The organism is Streptomyces sp. M92, assembly GCF_028473745.1.
In the GTDB taxonomy this organism is placed as follows: Bacteria; Actinomycetota; Actinomycetes; order Streptomycetales; family Streptomycetaceae; genus Streptomyces.
Genome location: NZ_CP101137.1, coordinates 338,310 through 355,594 on the forward strand (window position 1 = coordinate 338,310; position 17,285 = coordinate 355,594).

At 73.1% G+C, this 17,285-nt stretch carries 13 protein-coding genes; 4 read left to right on the plus strand and 9 right to left on the minus strand.

What is annotated here, in order from left to right; all coding sequences use genetic code 11:
• Positions 1–3: 3 nt before the first annotated feature.
• From mraY to rsmH, 6 genes are all read right to left on the minus strand, one after another.
• On the minus strand, positions 4–1,095 hold the full coding sequence (mraY, locus tag M6G08_RS01545; RefSeq protein ID WP_019327998.1) for a phospho-N-acetylmuramoyl-pentapeptide-transferase: 1,092 nt from the start codon (positions 1,093–1,095) through the stop codon (positions 4–6).
• Positions 1,095–2,510 carry a UDP-N-acetylmuramoyl-tripeptide--D-alanyl-D-alanine ligase gene (locus tag M6G08_RS01550; protein WP_272585383.1) on the minus strand — a complete coding sequence of 472 codons (1,416 nt, stop codon included), beginning with the start codon at positions 2,508–2,510 and terminating at the stop codon, positions 1,095–1,097. The genes mraY and M6G08_RS01550 overlap by 1 nt, the downstream gene beginning before the upstream one ends.
• 49 nt (positions 2,511–2,559) lie before the next feature.
• Entirely contained in the window at positions 2,560–4,080 is a 1,521-nt protein-coding gene (locus M6G08_RS01555) for a UDP-N-acetylmuramoyl-L-alanyl-D-glutamate--2,6-diaminopimelate ligase (RefSeq protein WP_272591225.1), read from the minus strand.
• A gap of 194 nt (positions 4,081–4,274) precedes the next feature.
• Entirely contained in the window at positions 4,275–6,242 is a 1,968-nt protein-coding gene (locus M6G08_RS01560) for a peptidoglycan D,D-transpeptidase FtsI family protein (RefSeq protein WP_272585384.1), read from the minus strand.
• Positions 6,239–6,781: a cell division protein FtsL gene (gene ftsL, locus M6G08_RS01565; protein WP_272585385.1), complete on the minus strand. Its 543-nt coding sequence runs from the start codon at positions 6,779–6,781 to the stop codon at positions 6,239–6,241. The genes M6G08_RS01560 and ftsL overlap by 4 nt, the downstream gene beginning before the upstream one ends.
• Positions 6,782–6,807: 26 nt before the next feature.
• Complete coding sequence (gene rsmH, locus M6G08_RS01570; RefSeq protein WP_272585386.1) at positions 6,808–7,764, minus strand: 16S rRNA (cytosine(1402)-N(4))-methyltransferase RsmH; 957 nt, start codon at positions 7,762–7,764, stop codon at positions 6,808–6,810.
• Positions 7,765–8,192: 428 nt separating this feature from the next.
• Between rsmH and M6G08_RS01575 the strand changes: the two genes are divergently transcribed.
• The 4 genes from M6G08_RS01575 (at position 8,193) to M6G08_RS01590 (ending at position 14,297) form a co-directional block, all read left to right on the plus strand.
• Positions 8,193–8,741 (plus strand): beta-class carbonic anhydrase, encoded by a 549-nt coding sequence (locus M6G08_RS01575; protein WP_272585387.1) that lies wholly within the window; start codon positions 8,193–8,195, stop codon positions 8,739–8,741.
• A 249-nt stretch (positions 8,742–8,990) separates the two neighbouring features.
• The gene (locus tag M6G08_RS01580) at positions 8,991–10,031 is read left to right on the plus strand and encodes an AAA family ATPase (protein WP_272585388.1); all 1,041 of its coding nucleotides are present in this window, start codon (positions 8,991–8,993) and stop codon (positions 10,029–10,031) included.
• The gene (locus M6G08_RS01585; RefSeq protein ID WP_272585389.1) at positions 10,031–11,398 is read left to right on the plus strand and encodes a DUF58 domain-containing protein; all 1,368 of its coding nucleotides are present in this window, start codon (positions 10,031–10,033) and stop codon (positions 11,396–11,398) included. Before M6G08_RS01580 ends, M6G08_RS01585 begins: the two co-directional genes overlap by 1 nt.
• Before the next feature lie 505 nt (positions 11,399–11,903).
• Positions 11,904–14,297: a transglutaminase TgpA family protein gene (locus M6G08_RS01590; RefSeq protein WP_272585390.1), complete on the plus strand. Its 2,394-nt coding sequence runs from the start codon at positions 11,904–11,906 to the stop codon at positions 14,295–14,297.
• A gap of 181 nt (positions 14,298–14,478) precedes the next feature.
• Here M6G08_RS01590 and M6G08_RS01595 read toward each other — a convergent pair whose 3' ends face one another.
• The 3 genes from M6G08_RS01595 to M6G08_RS01605 form a co-directional block, all read right to left on the minus strand.
• Complete coding sequence (locus tag M6G08_RS01595; protein ID WP_272585391.1) at positions 14,479–14,880, minus strand: spore wall synthesis complex protein; 402 nt, start codon at positions 14,878–14,880, stop codon at positions 14,479–14,481.
• A 279-nt stretch (positions 14,881–15,159) separates the two neighbouring features.
• Positions 15,160–15,987 (minus strand): class I SAM-dependent methyltransferase, encoded by an 828-nt coding sequence (locus tag M6G08_RS01600; protein ID WP_272585392.1) that lies wholly within the window; start codon positions 15,985–15,987, stop codon positions 15,160–15,162.
• A gap of 495 nt (positions 15,988–16,482) precedes the next feature.
• Positions 16,483–17,115: an SAV_6107 family HEPN domain-containing protein gene (locus tag M6G08_RS01605; protein WP_272585393.1), complete on the minus strand. Its 633-nt coding sequence runs from the start codon at positions 17,113–17,115 to the stop codon at positions 16,483–16,485.
• Positions 17,116–17,285 lie beyond the last annotated feature (170 nt).

A 17,285-nucleotide genomic window follows, 5' to 3' on the forward strand; every position in this document is an offset into this window, starting at 1 on the left:
CGGTCACTTGTCCGCTGCCCATCCCGCGTAGAAGAGGCCCAGTCCGACGATCACACAGATGCCCTGGATGATCCAGAAACGGACCACGACAAGGACCTCGGACCAGCCTTTGAGTTCGAAGTGGTGCTGGAGTGGCGCCATTCTGAAGACGCGCTTGCCGGTGAGCCGGAAGGAGCCGACCTGGATGACCACCGACATGGTGATCAGGACGAACAGGCCGCCCAGGATGGCCATCAGCAGCTCGGTGCGCGAGCAGATCGCCAGACCCGCGAGCACACCGCCGAGCGCGAGCGAACCGGTGTCGCCCATGAAGATCTTGGCCGGCGAGGTGTTCCACCACAGGAAGCCGAGGCAGGCGCCCATCAGGGCGGAGGAGACCACCGCGAGGTCGAGGGGGTCGCGCACCTCGTAGCAGGCGCCCGGGTTGGTCAGGGTCAGCGCGTTGGCGCAGGACTCCTGGAACTGCCAGACGCCGATGAATGTGTAGGCGCCGAAGACCAGGACGGAGGCGCCGGTGGCCAGGCCGTCCAGACCGTCGGTCAGGTTCACGCCGTTCGACATCGCGAGGATCATGAACAGCGCCCAGATGACGAACAGCACCGGGCCGATCGACCAGCCGAAGTCGGTGATGAACGACAGCTTGGTGGACGCCGGGGTGTTGCCGCGGTTGTCCGCGAACTGGAGGGAGAGCACGGCGAAGGCGATGCCGACGATGAGCTGGCCGGCCATCTTCGCCTTGGCCCGCAGGCCCAGCGAACGCCTCTTGACGATCTTGATGTAGTCGTCGAGGAAGCCGACCAGGCCCATGCCCACCATCAGGCCGAGCACCAGCAGACCGGAGAAGGTCGGCGCCGCGTCCGCCTCCGGGTCCAGGTAGCTGGTGATCACCTTGGCGAGGAAGTAGGCGGCGACCGTCGCCAGGATGAAGGCGATACCACCCATGGTCGGCGTACCGCGCTTGCTGGCGTGCTCGCGCGGTCCGTCGTCGCGGATGTACTGGCCGTAGCCCTTGCGGGCCAGCAGCTTGATCAGCAGCGGGGTGCCGACCAGCGTCAGGAACAGACCGATGACGCCCGCGAACAGGATCTGCTTCATCATCGGGCGGCAACCTCACCCTCGGCGCCGGTCTCGAGCAGCGCCGCGGCGACGCTCTCCAGCCCCACCGAACGGGACGCCTTCACGAGCACGACGTCCCCCGGGCGCAGCTCGCTGCGCAACAGGTCGACCGCCGCCTGTGCGTCGGACACGTGCACCGACTCCTCACCCCACGAACCCTCGTTATATGCGCCCAGTTGCAGCCATTGGGCTTCCCTGCCCCCGACCGCGACGAGCTTGCTGACGTTGAGCCGGACGGCGAGCCGTCCGACCGCGTCGTGCTCGGCGAGCGCCTCGTCCCCGAGCTCGGCCATCTTGCCGAGCACCGCCCACGTACGACGCCCCTTTCCCATGGCGGCGAGCGCACGCAGCGCGGCCTTCATGGACTCGGGGTTCGCGTTGTAGGCGTCGTTGACGACCGTCACGCCGTCCGGGCGCTCGGTGACCTCCATCCGCCAGCGGGAGAGGGAGCCCGCCTCGGAGAGCGCGGTGGCGATCTCGTCTGCGGACATGCCCAACTCGTGGGCGACGGCGGCCGCGGCGAGCGCGTTCGACACGTGGTGCTCACCGTACAGGCGCATGGTCACATCGCTTGCACCGGAGGGTGTGTGAAGCCTGAAGGAGGGCTGTCCGGTGTCCGTGAGTCGCACGTTCTCACCGCGAACGTCCGCTTCGTCGGACTCTCCGAAAAGAAGCACCTTCGCCTTCGTTCGGGAGGCCATGGCCCGTACGAGGCCGTCGTCGGCGTTGAGGATCGCGGTGCCGCCCTCCTCGGCCGAAGGCAGCGCCTCGACGAGTTCGCCCTTGGCCCGGGCGATCTGCTCGCGGCCGCCGAACTCCCCGATGTGCGCGGAGCCGACGTTGAGGACGAGACCGATCCGCGGTGGGGTCAGCTCGCAGAGGTACCGGATGTGGCCGATGCCGCGGGCACCCATCTCCAGCACGAGGAACCTGGTCTCCTCGGTGGCGGTGAGCGCGGTGAGCGGCAGCCCCACCTCGTTGTTCATGGAGCCGGGCGTGAAGACCGTGGGCGCCTTGCGGCGCAGCACCTGGGCGATCAGGTCCTTGGTGCTGGTCTTGCCGGCCGACCCGGTGAGGGCCACGAGGGTGGCGCCGAGGCGTCGTACGACGTGCCGGGCGAGGGCACCGAGGGCGGCCTGGACGTCGTCCACGACGATCGCGGGCACGCCGACGGGGCGGGAGCCGAGCACGGCCACCGCGCCCGCCTCGACGACCGCCGGCGCGTAGTCGTGGCCGTCCACCCGCTCGCCGACGAAGGCGACGAAGAGGCAGCCGGGCCCCGCTTCCCGCGAGTCCCGGACGACCGGCCCGGTGACCTGCGCGGACGCGTCCGGTATGTCGTGCATCCGCCCGCCGACGACTTCTGCGATCTCGGCGAGAGAGAGGGTGATCACAAGTTCGTCCCCTGGATCAGGATCAGGATCGGCTGGATCTTTCGGGATCTCATCCCTGGGCTTTCTGGATGGCTTCGCGCAGCACCTGGCGGTCGTCGAAGGGACGGACCACCCCGGCGATGTCCTGGCCCTGCTCGTGGCCCTTGCCCGCGACCAGCACGGTGTCGCCGGGCCGGGCCCGGGCGACGGCGGCGGCGATGGCGGCGGCGCGGTCCTCGAAGACCTGGACCTCGCCGCGCTCGTGGGCGGGCACGGACGCCGCGCCCTGAAGCATGGTGGCGAGGATCGCGAGGGGGTCCTCGGAGCGGGGGTTGTCGGAGGTCAGTACGGCGGTGTCGGCGAACCGGGCCACGGCGGCGCCCATCGGCTCCCGCTTGGACGTGTCCCGGTCGCCGCCGCAGCCGAGCACGGCGTGCAGCTTGCCCTCGGTCACCTTGCGCAGGGCGCGCAGGACGGACTCGACGGCGTCGGTCTTGTGGGCGTAGTCGACCACGGCGAGGTACGGCTGGCCCTCGTCCACGCGCTCCAGGCGGCCCGGCACGCCGGGGACGGCGGCGATGCCGTCGGCGGCGGTCTGCGGGTCGAGGCCGGCGGCGGCGAGGGAGACGATCGCGGCGAGGGTGTTCGCCACGTTGAACGGTCCGGCCAGCGGCGACTTGGCGGCGATCTGCTCGCCCTTGGGACCGAACACGGTGAAGGTCGAGTCCAGCGGGCCGACCTCGACCTCGTCGGCGCGCCAGTCGGCGTCCGGGTGGCCCTCGGCGGAGTAGGTGACGACCGGGACGGTGGCCTCGTTCGCGAGGCGGCGCCCGTACTCGTCGTCCACGTTGACCACGCCGAGCTTGCTGCGCCGCGGCGTGAAGAGCTGCGCCTTGGCCTGGAAGTAGTCCTCCATGCCGGAGTGGAACTCCATGTGCTCCGGGCTGAGGTTGGTGAAGACCGCGATGTCGAAGACGCAGGCGTCGACGCGGCCGAGTACCAGGGCGTGGCTGGAGACCTCCATGGCGACCGCGTCGGTGCCGCGCTCGCGCATCACCGCGAACAGCGCCTGGAGGTCGGTGGCCTCGGGCGTGGTGCGCTCGGACTTGATGCGCTCGTCGCCGATGCGCATCTCGACCGTGCCGATCAGGCCGGTGGACTTCACCGTACGCAGACCGCCCTCGACGAGGTAGGCGGTGGTGGTCTTGCCGGAGGTGCCGGTGATGCCGATCTGGAGCAGGTCCCGGCCCGGGTGGCCGTAGATCGTGGCCGCCAGCTCGCCCATCCGCGCGCGCGGGTCGTCGACGACGAGCGCCGGCAGACCGGCGGCGGCGACGCGCTCGGCACCGGACGGGTCGGTCAGCACGGCGACGGCGCCGAGGCCGGCGGCCTGGGTGGCGAAGTCGGCGCCGTGCAGGCGGGCCCCGGGCAGGGCGGCGTACAGGTCACCGGGGCGGACGGCACGCGAGTCGTGGGTGATGCCCGTGACCCCGGCGGTGCTGTCCGGTGCGGTGACACCCAGCTGGTCGGCGAGTTCCGCGAGGGGTGTGGCGGAGATCCGCGCCGGCCTGGGCGGTCCCGGGTAGGTCACGGGGTGGCCCTTCTGGGTGGTTTGGGACTGATCAGCGTGTGGCACGGCGGTGAGCGTACCGGGCGTACCCGCCTGCGGGCGAAGTGAGGTGGGGGCGCTGCTCTGGTTCCCGGGATCGGGGGTGATCGTTGTCACGGGTGGTTCCTGGTGGCTCGGTACTGCGTCGGCGCCGGCTCGGTGGGGGCCCGGCGGGGTCAGGGTTTGAAGGTGACCGGGAGGTTCGCGGGGGCGGCCCCGGTCGGCGGGACCTGGAGGGTCTTCAGGGCGAACTCCATGACCTGCTTGTAGATGGGGCCGCAGATCTGACCGCCGAAGTAACTGCCCTCCGTGGCGTTCTGGATGGCGCAGTAGACGGTGACCCGCGGCTTGTCGGCGGGGGCGAACCCGGCGAACGACGACGTGTAGCCGTGGTACTTGCCGGTGGCCGGATCCACTCGGTTGGCCGTGCCGGTCTTGCCCGCGACGCGGTAGCCGGCGATCTGCGCCTTGTTGCCGGTGCCCTCCTCGTCGTCGACCACGGACTCCAGCATCCGCGCGAGGGTCTTCGCGGTCTTCTCGCTGATCACGCGGGTCTTCTCCGGTTCGGGGGCCGGGGTGAAGCGGCCGTCCTCCCCCTTGGTGCCGCGTACGAGCGTGGGTTCGACGCGAACGCCGCCGTTGGCGACGGTCGAGTAGACGGAGGCCGCCTGGAGCGCGTTGATGGAGACGCCCTGGCCGAAAGGAATCGTGTACTGCTGCGAGGTCGACCACTGGTCCGGCGGTGCGAGGATGCCCATGGTCTCGCCGGCGAGGCCGAGCCCGCTGTAGCTGCCGAGGCCGAACTTGCGCATGTAGGAGTAGAGGACCTTGTTGGCCTCCGCCTGCGTCTTGCCCAGCTCGCCGGTGGCCATGATGGTGCCGATGTTGCTGGACTTGGCGAGCACGCCGTTGAGCGTGAGGTACCAGGTCGGGTGGTCGACGTCGTCCTTGAAGAGCCGGTCGCCGCGCTTGAGCCGGTTGGGCACGGTGATGTGGGTCATCGGCGTGGCCGCGTTCTCCTCCAGCACGGCCGCCATCGACAGCACCTTGGCGGTGGAGCCGGGTTCGAAGGCGTCCTGGAGCGCGGCGTTGCCCAGCGCGTCCGGGTCGGCGTGGGCGAGGTCGCCCGGGTCGAAGCCGGGTGAGTTGGCCATGGCGAGGATCTCGCCGGTGGCGGTGTCCTGGACGATCACGTAGCCGCCGTCCGCCTTGGACTTCTCCACCTGCTCGCTGATGGCGTGCTGCGCGGCCCACTGGATGTCGCGGTCGATGGTGAGCTCGACGTCCTTGCCGGGCACGGCGGGCGTCTCGGTGGAACCGGCGGTGGGCACCTGGCGGCCACCGGACTGGGCGTAGCGGATCTTGCCGTCCTCGCCGGCCAGCGTCTTGTTCAGCTTCCGCTCCAGGCCGCCGCCGCCCTTGCCGTCGGCGCCGACCCAGCCGAGGATGCCGGCGGCGAGGTCGCCGCCCGGGTACACGCGCTTGCTGCTGGGGTCGGCGAAGACGCCCGCGAGGACGTTGACCACGGACTTGTCCGTCTCCGCCTTCTTGGCGAGCGCGGTCTTCAGGTCCTTGATCTGGTTCCAGACCTGCGGGGTCTCCCGCCGGGCGAGACGGACGTAGCGCAGCTCCTTGTTCTCGGGGCGGAGCTGTTCGGCCAGGTCCTTCTGCTCCTTGCCGAGGACCGGCGCGAGGAGCGCCGCGGCCTGCTCGGGACCGTCGCCGATCTTCAGCTGCTCGCGGGTGAACATCGTGGGGTCGGCGGTGATGTCGTAGGCGTCCACGGTGGTCGCGAGGGCCACGCCGTTGCGGTCCGTGATGCCGCCGCGTTCGGCGGGCAGGGTGTGGACGACGTAGCGGTTCTGCTCGGCCTTGGCGGTGTACGTGCCGGCGTCGACGGCCTGCACCTGGAGCAGCCGTACGACGAAGGCGGTCATCACCAGGGTCAGCGCGAGGCCGACCATGCGCAGGCGCGGGCGGGGGCTGCCCAGCCGGATGGTGCTGGGCGCGGCCTGCCGGGGCGGGCCGGGCCTGCGGGCGGGCCGGGCGCCGGGGCCGGGCTGCCGTCGCGCGCCGGGGCGGACGGGCCTGGCGGGTCCGGGCACGCGGCGGCGCGGCGGTTCCCTGTCGGACACTTCCGTCACCTGCCGGGGGTCGGGGTCGGGGTGGGCGTCGCCGCGGTGGTGGGGGTGGCCGCTGGGGTGGGGGTGGGCGGCGTGGTGAGGGCCGGGTCGGGCGGCTCGCCGCCGGGAGAGGCGGTGGCGGGCGGCGCGGTCAGCGCCTCGGGGGCGATGACCAGCGGGGTGGCCGGGGTGGGCGCGGGGCTGGGCGAGCCCTTGACGGTGCCGTCGGGGGCGAGGAAGGCGGGGTCGCCGCCGGGCACCATGCCCAGCTCGCGGGCGCGGCGCTGCAGGGCGCGGGGGGCGGAGTAGGCGTCGATGTCCCGCTGGAGCGCCTGTTCCTCGTCGGTGAGCTCCTTGGTCTGCTGCTTCAGGTCGTCCAGCTGGAACGAGCCCTCGCTCAGCGCGGAGTTGAGGACGAGGAGCCCGATGAGCCCGCCGCCGAGGAGGACGACCACCAGGAGGACGAAGGGAGCCCGGGCGGCCTGGCCGCGTCTGCTCCCGGGCGGGAAGAGCTTGGCCAGCCGGGCCGCCCTCCCCTTCAGTTCGGGTTCCCGGCTCATCGGCCCTCCCCCCTGCCTCACTCGTTTCACCCGATGGACTCCCTGATGCGCTCGGCTCCGCGCAGCCGCGCGGGTGCCGCTCGCCGGTTCTCGGCGATCTCCTCCTCGGTGGGAAGTTCGGCACCGCGCGTGAGCAGCTTGAGCCGGGGCGCGTAGCGTTCGGGGACGACCGGGAGTCCGGGCGGCGCGGTGTTGGCGGCGCCGGCCGCGAACACCTGCTTGACCAGGCGGTCCTCCAGGGAGTGGTACGACAGCACGGCGATCCGTCCGCCCACGCCGAGCGCCTCCACGGCGGCCGGGACCGCCCGCTCCAGGACGGACAGCTCGCCGTTGACCTCGATCCGCAGGGCCTGGAAGGTGCGCTTGGCCGGGTTGCCGCCGGTGCGCTTGGCGGCTTGCGGCAGCGCCGCGCGGATCAGCTCGACGAGCCGGGCGCTGTTGCTGAACGGCTCCTTCTCGCGTTCCCGGACGATCGCGGACACGATCCGCTTGGCCTGCTTCTCCTCGCCGTACGCCCGCAGGATGCGGACGAGTTCGCCCGGCGGGTAGGTGTTGAGGACCTCGGCGGCGCTCATGCCGGTCGTCTGGTCCATCCGCATGTCGAGCGGGGCGTCCTGGGCGTAGGCGAAGCCGCGGTCGGCCTCGTCGAGCTGCATGGAGGAGACGCCGAGGTCGAACAGCACGCCCTGGACGCGGGGGACGCCGAGCCGGTCGAGCACGTCGGGCAGCTCGTCGTAGACGGCGTGCACCAGGGTGGCGCGCTCCCCGTACGGGGCGAGCCTCTCGCCGGACAGGCGCAGGGCCTCCTTGTCCCGGTCGAGGGCGATCAGCCGGGCCTCGGGGAAGCGGGCAAGGAGCGCCTCGCTGTGCCCACCGAGTCCCAGCGTGCAGTCGACGACCACGGCGCCCGGCTCGTTCAGGGCGGGCGCCAGCAGGTCCAGGCACCGCTGGAGCATCACCGGGACGTGTCGACTCTGACTCAAGTGGGACGGCCTCTCAGGTCCGGCACGGCGTCACGCACCGCCGGGTCCCCTCCCGCTCGCTCGTGAAGGGGAGTCCTGCCGGCGCCGGAAGCGTCGGCCGGCCGGGAGCGGGAGGAGGCCGAGCCGTACGTACGCGCCGCGCACGTGGGGAGATCTGGTGGGACTTCGCCCAGGTCTCCGGGGTTTTCAGTCCAGCAGGGAGAGCCTCGCCTCCCGCTTCGCGTCACTTTAGTCCACCCTGTCGGCCGGTCAATCAACCGGCCTGCGCGTCGCGGAAGCCGGCGTCCGCGAATCGCCGCGGGACGGTACTTCACCCGTGTGGCGGCGGCCGTGCGGGTCTGTGGAGTGGCTCACAACAAGCCGCGATGGCGTTCTTTGTCCGCCTTCCCGAGGGGACCGGCGCGACGGTGACCAGTAACGTCATGGTTATGACGACTTCTGCATCGGCTCCCACAGGCTCCGAGTCCGCCCCCGCCGGCGGCGGCTCCGTCACCGACCGGCTCGTCGAGGCGAACGGGCGCTATGCCGACGCGTTCGCCGACCCCGGGATGGACGCCCGCCCCGTCCAGCGCGTCGCCGTCGTGGCCTGCATGGACGCCCGCCTCGACCTGCACCGCGCGCTCGGCCTCAACCTGGGTGACTGCCACACCATCCGCAACGCGGGCGGTGTCGTCACCGACGACGTGATCCGCTCGCTCACCATCAGCCAGCGGGCGCTCGGCACGCGCAGCGTGGTCCTCATCCACCACACCAACTGCGGCATGGAGTCCCTCACCGAGGACTTCCGGCACGACCTGGAGCTGGAGGTCGGCCAGCGTCCCGCGTGGGCGGTCGAGTCCTTCCGGGACGTCGACCAGGACGTCCGGCAGTCGATCGAGCGGGTGCGCACCTCGCCGTTCCTCCTGCACACCGAGGACGTGCGCGGCTTCGTCTTCGACGTGAAGACGGGCCGGCTGCGCGAGGTCACCCCCGCCTGACTCCGGGCGCCGTTGCCGCGCGCAAGCTCCGCAAAGGCCGTAAGGCGCGACATATCGCAGCCAGTTGTCCACAGGCGAGTGACACGAATCGGTAACGGCGGCAAGAATGCGGGAAGTGGTGTCGTGCGGAACCTTTTCCGCACGGCGTCCGTGATGAGGGGTGGGCCGGTCCGCGGTTACGGTGCCGGCCCGGCAAGCTGGGGTACCCCCGCTTCCCAGGGAGCGAGGGGAAAGGCCGAGGAGGGCCGGGTGACGACCTATGACGATCGAGCGAGCCTCACTGACATGACCGCGGTGGTCGAGCGCGTACGCGGTTCGGTGGAGGACGTGATCGAGGGCAAGCCCGAGGTCGTACGGCTCTCGCTGACCGTGCTGCTCGCCGAGGGACACCTGCTGATCGAGGACGTCCCGGGAGTCGGCAAGACCATGCTGGCCAAGGCGCTGGCGCGGTCCATCGACTGCTCCGTGCGCCGGATCCAGTTCACGCCGGACCTGCTGCCCTCGGACATCACCGGGGTGTCCATCTGGGACCAGCAGCGCCGGGACTTCGAGTTCAAGCCGGGCGCGATCTTCGCCCAGGTGGTGATCGGCGACGAGATCAACCGCGCCTCACCGAAGACGCAGTCGGCGCTGCTGGAGTCGATGGAGGAGCGCCAGGTCACCATCGACGGGCAGACCTACGAGCTGCCCAGCCCCTTCATGGTGGTGGCGACGCAGAACCCGGTCGAGATGGAGGGCACCTACCCGCTGCCGGAGGCCCAGCGCGACCGCTTCATGGCGCGGGTCTCCATCGGTTACCCCAGCCCGGACGCCGAGCTGCAGATGCTCGACGTGCACGGCGGGGTGAACCCGCTGGACGACCTCCAGCCGGTGGCGCACGCGGACGAGATCCTGAAACTGATCGAGGCGGTCCGGAGCGTCCACGTCGCGGAGCCGGTCCGGCGGTACGCCGTCGACCTGGTCGCCGCCACCCGCACCCACCCGGACCTCAGACTCGGCGCCTCACCGCGCGCCACGCTGCATCTGCTGCGCGCGGCGAAGGCGTCCGCCGCCCTGAGCGGCCGGGAGTACGCGCTGCCGGACGACGTCCAGGCCCTCGCGGTCGCCGTCCTGGCCCACCGCCTGCTGCCCACCGCCCAGGCACAGCTGGGCCGCCGCACCGCGGAGCAGGTCGTGCAGGAGATCCTGCAGCGCACCCCGGTGCCCGCGGCGCCCCAGCAGCAGACGGGCGGCTACGGCATGGGCCACGGCATGCCGGCGTACGGTCAGCAGCCGCCGCGGAGGCTGTGATGGAAGCCGGGGGGACGGACCGGCCGGAGGACGACCGGGACCAGGGCGGCGGTATCCGCACCGCCCTGACGGGTCTGACCACCCGCGGGCGTTCCTTCCTGGCCGCCGGCGTCGCCGCCGCGGTCTGCGCGTACGTCCTCGGGCAGAGCGATCTGCTCCGCGTCGGTCTGCTGCTGGGCGTGCTGCCCCTGGTCTGCGCGACGGTGCTCTACCGCACGCGCTACCGGGTGGCGGGCAGCCGCCGGCTCTCCCCCGGACGGGTGCCCGCGGGCAGCGAGGCACGGGTCCACCTGCGCGTCGACAACGTCTCGCGGCTGCCCACCGGCCTGCTGATGCTCCAGGACCGGGTGCCGTACGTACTCGGCCCGCGCCCCCGTTTCGTCCTCGACCGGGTCGAGCCGGGCGGCCGCCGCGAGGTGTCCTACCGGGTCCGTTCGGACCTGCGCGGCCGCTATCCGCTGGGCCCGCTGCAACTGCGCCTGACCGACCCGTTCGGCCTGTGCGAGCTGACCCGCTCCTTCTCGACGTACGACACCCTGACCGTGACCCCGCGGGTGGAGGCGTTGCCTCCGGTGCGGCTGAGCGGGGAGGCGAAGGGGTACGGCGAGGGACGGCAGCGCTCGCTCGCCCTCGCCGGCGACGACGACGTGATCCCGCGCGGGTACCGGTACGGCGACGACCTGCGCCGCGTGCACTGGCGGTCCACCGCGCGGTACGGCGAGCTGATGGTGCGCCGCGAGGAGCAGCCGCAGCGCGCCCGCTGCACGGTGCTGCTGGACACCCGGGGCGGCGCCTTCGAGGGCGCGGGCCCCGACTCGGCCTTCGAGTGGGCGGTGTCGGGCGCGGCGTCCGTGCTGACGCACATGCTGGAGCGGGGTTTCTCCGTCCGGCTGCTCACGGACACCGGCGACTGGGTGCCCGGCGAGGGCGCCGACGGTTTCGCGGGCGCGAGCCAGGGCTCGGCCGACGCGGCGGGGCTGATGATGGACTCCCTCGCGGTGATCGACCACTCCGACGGCACGGGCCTGTCCCTGGCGTACGACGTGCTGCGCGGTGGGAACGAGGGGCTGCTGGTGGCGTTCTTCGGCGACCTGGACGAGGAGCAGGCGGCGGTGGTCGCCCGGATGCGGCAGCGCAGCGGCGGCGCGGTCGCCTTCGTCCTCGACCCCGACAGCTGGGCCCGGGATCCGGTCGGCGCACCCGGTCCGTCGGGCAGGAGCGAGGAACGGCTGCGGATGCTCCGCGAGGCCGGCTGGACCGCCGTGCACGTCCCCCGGGGCGCCTCCTTGGAGGAGCTGTGGCGCCTGGCGGACCGCGAGCGCACCGGCCTGGCGACGGCGAGCGGCGGGGAGGGGGCGGCCCGATGAGCGAACAGGCGCGGGGAAGCCTGCGGACGTGGGGGCCACCGCTCCCCGACGGCGACGAGCGGACACGGCCGGGGCGATGCGACGCGTCACCGACCCGACCACACCACCGCCCGGCAGACCACCGGTGCCACCCCGACAACGACCCGCGGCGGGGAGACGGCTCGACGAGAGAACAAGCACGCCGAACCCCGCTGACCTACGGGGCACCGCTCCCCGACGGCGACGAGCGGACACGGCCGGGGCGATGCGACGCGTCACCGACCCGACCACACCACCGCCCGGCAGACCACCGGTGCCACCCCGACAACGACCCGCGGCGAGGAGACGGCTCGACGAAAGAACAAGCACGCCGAACCCCGCCGACCTACGGGGCACCGCTCCCCGACGGCGACGAGCGGACACGGCCGGGGCGATGCGACGCGTCACCGACAGGACGCCATCACCGCCCGGCAGACCACGGGTGCGCCGCCGCCGCGACGACGGCCGACGGCGGGGAGGGGACGCGATGAGTGGGCGGGCGCGGGTGGCGCTGTGTGCGTGGGCGGCCACCTTGATGACGGCGTGCGCGTTGCTGCCACTGGTCGATCCGGCCACCTGGATCCTGCAGGCCGCGTTCCTGCTGGCGGTCCAGTCCGGGGTGGGCGCGGCCGCCCGCCGGGTGCCGCTGGCCCGGCCGCTGACCATCGCCGCGCAGACCCTGGTCACGCTGGTGCTCCTGACCCTGGTCTTCGCCCGGCAGCAGGCGTTCGCCGGGCTGATCCCCGGCCCGCAGGCCTTCCAGCGCTTCGCCGACCTACTGCAACGGGGCGGCGACGACATCGCCCGGTACGCGATCCCGGCCCCGCTGGAGTCGGACGGCATCCGGCTGATGCTGGTCGGCGGCGTCCTCGTGATCGGGCTGCTCGTGGACACCCTGGCGGTGACCTTCCGCAGCGCCGCACCGGCCGGTCTGCCGCTGCTCGCCCTCTACTCGGTGGCCGCGGGGCTGTCCGAGGGGGGCGCCGACTGGCTGTGGTTCCTGGTCGCCGCGGTCGGCTATCTGATGCTGCTGCTGGCCGAGGGGCGCGACCGGCTCTCCCAGTGGGGCAGGGTCTTCGGCGGCGCACCACGCGGCCCGGGCGCGGAGCAGGGCGGCGCGGTCGCCCCGGTCCGCACCGGGCGGCGCATCGGCGCGTTCGCGCTGGGCATCGCCCTGGTGGCGCCGCTCGCCCTGCCCACGATGAACGGCGGGCTGCTGGACAGCTCCAACACGGGCGTCGGCTCCGGAACCGGGGGCGGCGGCACGATCTCCGCGGTGAACCCCCTCGTCTCCCTGCGCGACAGCCTCAACGTCGACGAGAACCGGCAGGTCCTCTCCCTCGAGACCGACTCGGGCGACATATCGAACCTGTACCTGCGGATCGTGTCCCTGGACGACTTCGACGGCACCACCTGGAAGCCGTCCAAACGGCACATCACGGCGGTGCCGGACGGCACGTTCCCCACCCCGGTCGGCCTCGGCCCGGACACCAGGCGCGCGGAGATCCGGACCACGATCACGGCCGCCGACTGGTACGCCCAGGACTGGCTGCCGATGCCGTATCCGCCGAGCGGCGTCCGCGTCCCCGGCAACTGGCGCTACGAACCCGTGGGCATGACCCTGGTCGGCGACCACGGCCAGAACACGCGCGGGCTCACCTACCAGGTGCGGAGCCTCGACGTGCAGCCGACGGCGGAACAGCTGGCCGCGGCACCGCCGCCGTCGGCGGTCCTGAAGCGGGAGTACACGGAACTGCCGGACTCGCTTCCCGACGTGGTCTCCCAGACGGCCCGCGACGTCACCGCCGGCGCGGCGAACCCCTACGAGCAGGCAGTCAGGCTCCAGGAGTACTTCGCGCTCAACGGCGGTTTCGAGTACGACACCCAGGTGGAGGTCGGCAGCGGCTCCCGGGCGATCGCCCGGTTCCTGAAGGACAAGGAGGGCTTCTGCGTCCACTTCTCCTTCGCCATGGCGGCGATGGCCCGCTCCCTGGACATTCCGGCCAGGGTCGCGGTCGGCTTCGCACCGGGCACCCCGCAGGCGGACGGTTCGGTGTCGGTGGGGCTGCGGGACGCGCACGCCTGGCCGGAGGTCTACTTCGAGGGCGTGGGCTGGACCCGGTTCGAGCCGACGCCGACGCGCGGCTCGACGCCGTCGTACACCGTGACCGACACGCCGGGCAGCTCGGTGCCCGACCCGGCGCTGCCGTCCCGGAACCCGCAGACGGAGCCGTCGGCGGCCCCTTCGGTCAGCGAGAGCTGCTCGGCCGAGCTGAAGAGGGTGCAGGGCTGCGCGAGCGAGTCCGCCGCCGCCGTGCCGGTCACGGGTGGCGACGGGACGAGGTGGTACACCGTCCTCGCCTGGGCCGTCGGCGGCCTGGCGGTCCTGCTGGCCCCGCTCGCCCCGCTGCTGTGGCGGCTGCGCACCCGGTCGGTGCGGCTGGGGGCGCACGGCCGCGCCGAGGCGGACGCGGGACCGCACACCCTGGCGGTCTGGCAGGAGCTGACCGATACGGCGTGGGACCTCGGAATCCTGCCGGACGAGTCGCAGACCCCGCGCGGGGCGGCGGCCCGGATCGTGCGGCTGGGACACCTCGACCCGGCGGCGGCCGCCGCGGTGCACCGGGTGGCGGACGCGGTGGAGCAGGTCCTCTACGCTCCACGCCCGCGGCTGACGGCGGGCCTCACGGAGGACGTCCTCCGGGCGAGCGCCGGTCTGCGGGCCGGGGTCGGGCGCCGCACGCGGTTGCGCGCACGGTTCGCCCCGCGTTCGACCGTACGGGTGGCCTGGGCGGTGTCGGCCCGGTGGGCGGCCGCGAAGCGGCGGGTCGTGGCGGCGGCCCGGCCGACCTTGCGGAAGGCCTCGGGGCAGCGGAGCTGAGCCGGCGGGGAGCCGGCGGGGCAGGTGGCACGGTACGGGGCACCGACGGGCGGGGCCGGGGCGGAGGGAAGGCCCCGGCCCGAGCTCTGGGGAGCACCGGCCCACACGCGCGTGTGAGGGGGTGACCACCGGTCGGTGGTCACCCCCTCACACGAACGTCCTGGTGAGCGGTTGCCCGCGGCTACTGGCCGCCCTGCTGATCATCCCGGCGCCGCTGCCAGCGCTCGTCGATGCGATCCATCATGGAACGCTTCTGTTTTCCCTGGTGGCGCGCCTGCGGTCCGGCGCCCGCAGCCGGTTGCTCGCCCGGCTTCGGGGCCTTGCGCCAGCCGGTCACGGCGAGAACCGCACAGCCCAGCATGACCAGGAAGCCCACCACACTGAGCCATACCCGCTGGGCGACCATACCGGCCATGAGGAGCGCAATACCTACGAGGAAGCCCGCGACCGCCTGGTAGACCCGTCGCCGGGTGTACGTACGCAGCCCGCTTCCCTCGAGCGCTGTCGCGAACTTGGGATCTTCGGCGTACAGCGCTCGCTCCATCTGCTCGAGCATGCGCTGCTCGTGCTCCGAGAGCGGCACGGAGTCCTCCTCATCGTGCAGTCGCCGGGGCGACCCGGGGGGGGTCCCTTCAGGATAGGCAGGGAATCGCCCCCGTGAAACCCGCCCCTCTACGCCAATTGGCCAACCGGTCTCCGTCATGGCCGTGCCGGCTCGCTGAAGTTCCCATTCCCCAGCGGCCGACCCGTCATGCCGGGCGGTCTCCCTCGATCATACGGCGACTGGCCCCCGTTCGGGGGGCCTGTGGCGTACTCCATGTGCAGTCGCGCCCCTGATCAGCGCCGTACCCCACCGGGCGGCTCAGTCCTCCTGGGCCCCTCGCGTCTCACCGAGCACGTGGAGCTGGGTGGCCACGGAGTGGAAGGCGGGGAGTTCGGCGGCCGCGGCCTCCAGCTCCAGCAGCGCGTCCATGGCACCCGGCTCGGTGTCCACCAGGACTCCGGGCACGAGGTCGGCGAAGACGCGGACACCGTGCACGGCGCCCACCCGGAGCCCCGCGGCCTCGACCAGGCCGGTGAGCTGTTCGGCGGTGAACCGGCGCGGCACGGGGTCGCCCTCGCCCCAGCGGCCGTCCGGGTCGCCGAGGGCCTGCCGGGCCTCGGTGAAGTGACCCGCGAGGGCACGCGCCAGCACGGCTCCGCCGAGACCCGCGGCGAGCAGGCTGAGGACGCCCTCGGGACGCAGCGCCGCGACCACGTTGCGCACGCCCTCGGCGGGGTCGTCCACGTACTCCAGGACGCCGTGGCAGAGCACGGCGTCGTAGCCGCCGCGCTCGACCACGTCGAAGAGGCCGCGGGCGTCTCCCTGGACACCCCGCACACGGTCGGCGACATCGGCCTCGGCGGCCCGGCGTTCCAGGGCGAACAGGGCGTTGGGGCTCGGGTCGACGACGGTGACGCGGTGGCCGAGGCGGGCCGCGGGCACCGCGAAGTTGCCGCTGCCGCCACCGGTGTCCAGGACGTCCAGCGCCTGGCGGCCGGTGGCCTTGACCCGGCGGTCCAGGGCCGCTCGGAGGACGTCCCAGACCACGGCGGTCCTCAGTGCGGCGCGGGAACGGGAGGGCTCGGAGCGCGGCGACGCCGGGTGAGGGCGGTGGGGGGAGACGGGCGGGCGCATCGGGTCCGACACGGCAGTTGACTCCTCGGCGCGGCACCGCCTCGGGCACGGGCGGAGCGGAACGGGCTGCCGCCCCGGCGCGGGAGCGGGACGGGGCAGGCTTCAGGCGTCTCCCACCCTATTGCCTCCGGTACGGCGACCGGTCACCCCGTACCGCCCGTGACCTCGCGGACGGGCAGGCACGGCATGCGGGCAGGGGAACGCCGGGCGGACCGGCCGCCCGGCGCGGTCCGCCGAGCCGCCGGCCCGCGGCCAGTGCCCCGGCGGGCGCCTCCGGTACGCGGCCGGGTGGACGCCTGCGGACCGTGGCGCCGGCGGACGCGACCGACGCGGCCCCAGCAGCGCCCGCCCACGAGCCACCCCACCGGCCCACACCCGCACGTCCCGCCCCGGCACGGACCCGTGAACGCGGCGGCCGCGCACGCCTGGCGCCATGAACCGGCGGACGCACCCGACAAGGCGCGAGCCGTGGCCCGGCGGGCGTGGCCGGTGCGGGCCGGGGATCGTTCAGCCCGCGTCCGGCAGGGGGCGGCCCGGCCCGGCGTTCCCGGCGCGGGGCGGGGGGCCGGAACCCGGCCGGTCCGGGCCGGGGGCGTCGGGACCCGTGCCGTCCGGGCCGGAGCCGTCCGTGTCGGGGCGGGGCTGGGGCAGTACCGGCTGGAGGGCCAGCATCCGCTCCACCAGGCGCAGGAACATCGCCGCGTCGCGTATCAGGTCGTCGGCGTCCCGGCTGCCCGCCGCGCCCTGGATGCCCGCCTCGGCCCGCGCCCGGCGTGCGGCGCCGGAGGCGAACAGCGCGCTCCAGTCGGCGAGCTCGGGCGCGATCTCGGGCAGCACTTCCCAGGCGCTTCGGATACGGGCCCGGGCCCGCGGGGTGGTCTCGGGCCGGCCCCGGGCGGCGAGCACGGCGGCCGCCGTGCGCAGGGCGGCGAGGTGGGCGGTCGCATAGCGCTCGTTCGGTGTCTCGAGGACGGTGGCTTCCTCGAGGCCGGCCCGCGCCTGGGCGAGCAGGCCGAGGGCGGCGGGCGGGGCGGTCGTCCGGCGGAGCACGGGGTGCACGTCGCTCGCCGGGCCGGTCAGTGAGGGTGCAGGGCCGGCTGCGCGGGGCCGCCGGGCGGCGGCTGCGGACGAGTGGGCCATGACGATCCTCCTGTCGTCTCCGTGACGGCACGCTCTGTGACGAGGTGCCGTATGTGCCCATCGTGAGGTATGCCACTGACAATCCGTTCTGACCTGCGCTTTTGCCTCGATCGTCGGTTCGGGTTAGCTTTTGCACTGACCAGTCAGTTCAAAAAGGGGCGAGGGGTGAG

Bases quoted from the DNA above. Each gene is read 5' to 3' on its own strand.
- mraY (WP_019327998.1), bottom strand. From the start codon at position 1,095: ATGAAGCAGATCCTGTTCGCGGGCGTCATCGGTCTGTTCCTGACGCTG.
- ftsL (WP_272585385.1), bottom strand. From the start codon at position 6,781: ATGAGCCGGGAACCCGAACTGAAGGGGAGGGCGGCCCGGCTGGCCAAG.
- M6G08_RS01575 (WP_272585387.1), top strand. From the start codon at position 8,193: ATGACGACTTCTGCATCGGCTCCCACAGGCTCCGAGTCCGCCCCCGCC.
- M6G08_RS01585 (WP_272585389.1), top strand. From the start codon at position 10,031: ATGGAAGCCGGGGGGACGGACCGGCCGGAGGACGACCGGGACCAGGGC.
- M6G08_RS01590 (WP_272585390.1), top strand. From the start codon at position 11,904: ATGAGTGGGCGGGCGCGGGTGGCGCTGTGTGCGTGGGCGGCCACCTTG.
- M6G08_RS01605 (WP_272585393.1), bottom strand. From the start codon at position 17,115: ATGGCCCACTCGTCCGCAGCCGCCGCCCGGCGGCCCCGCGCAGCCGGC.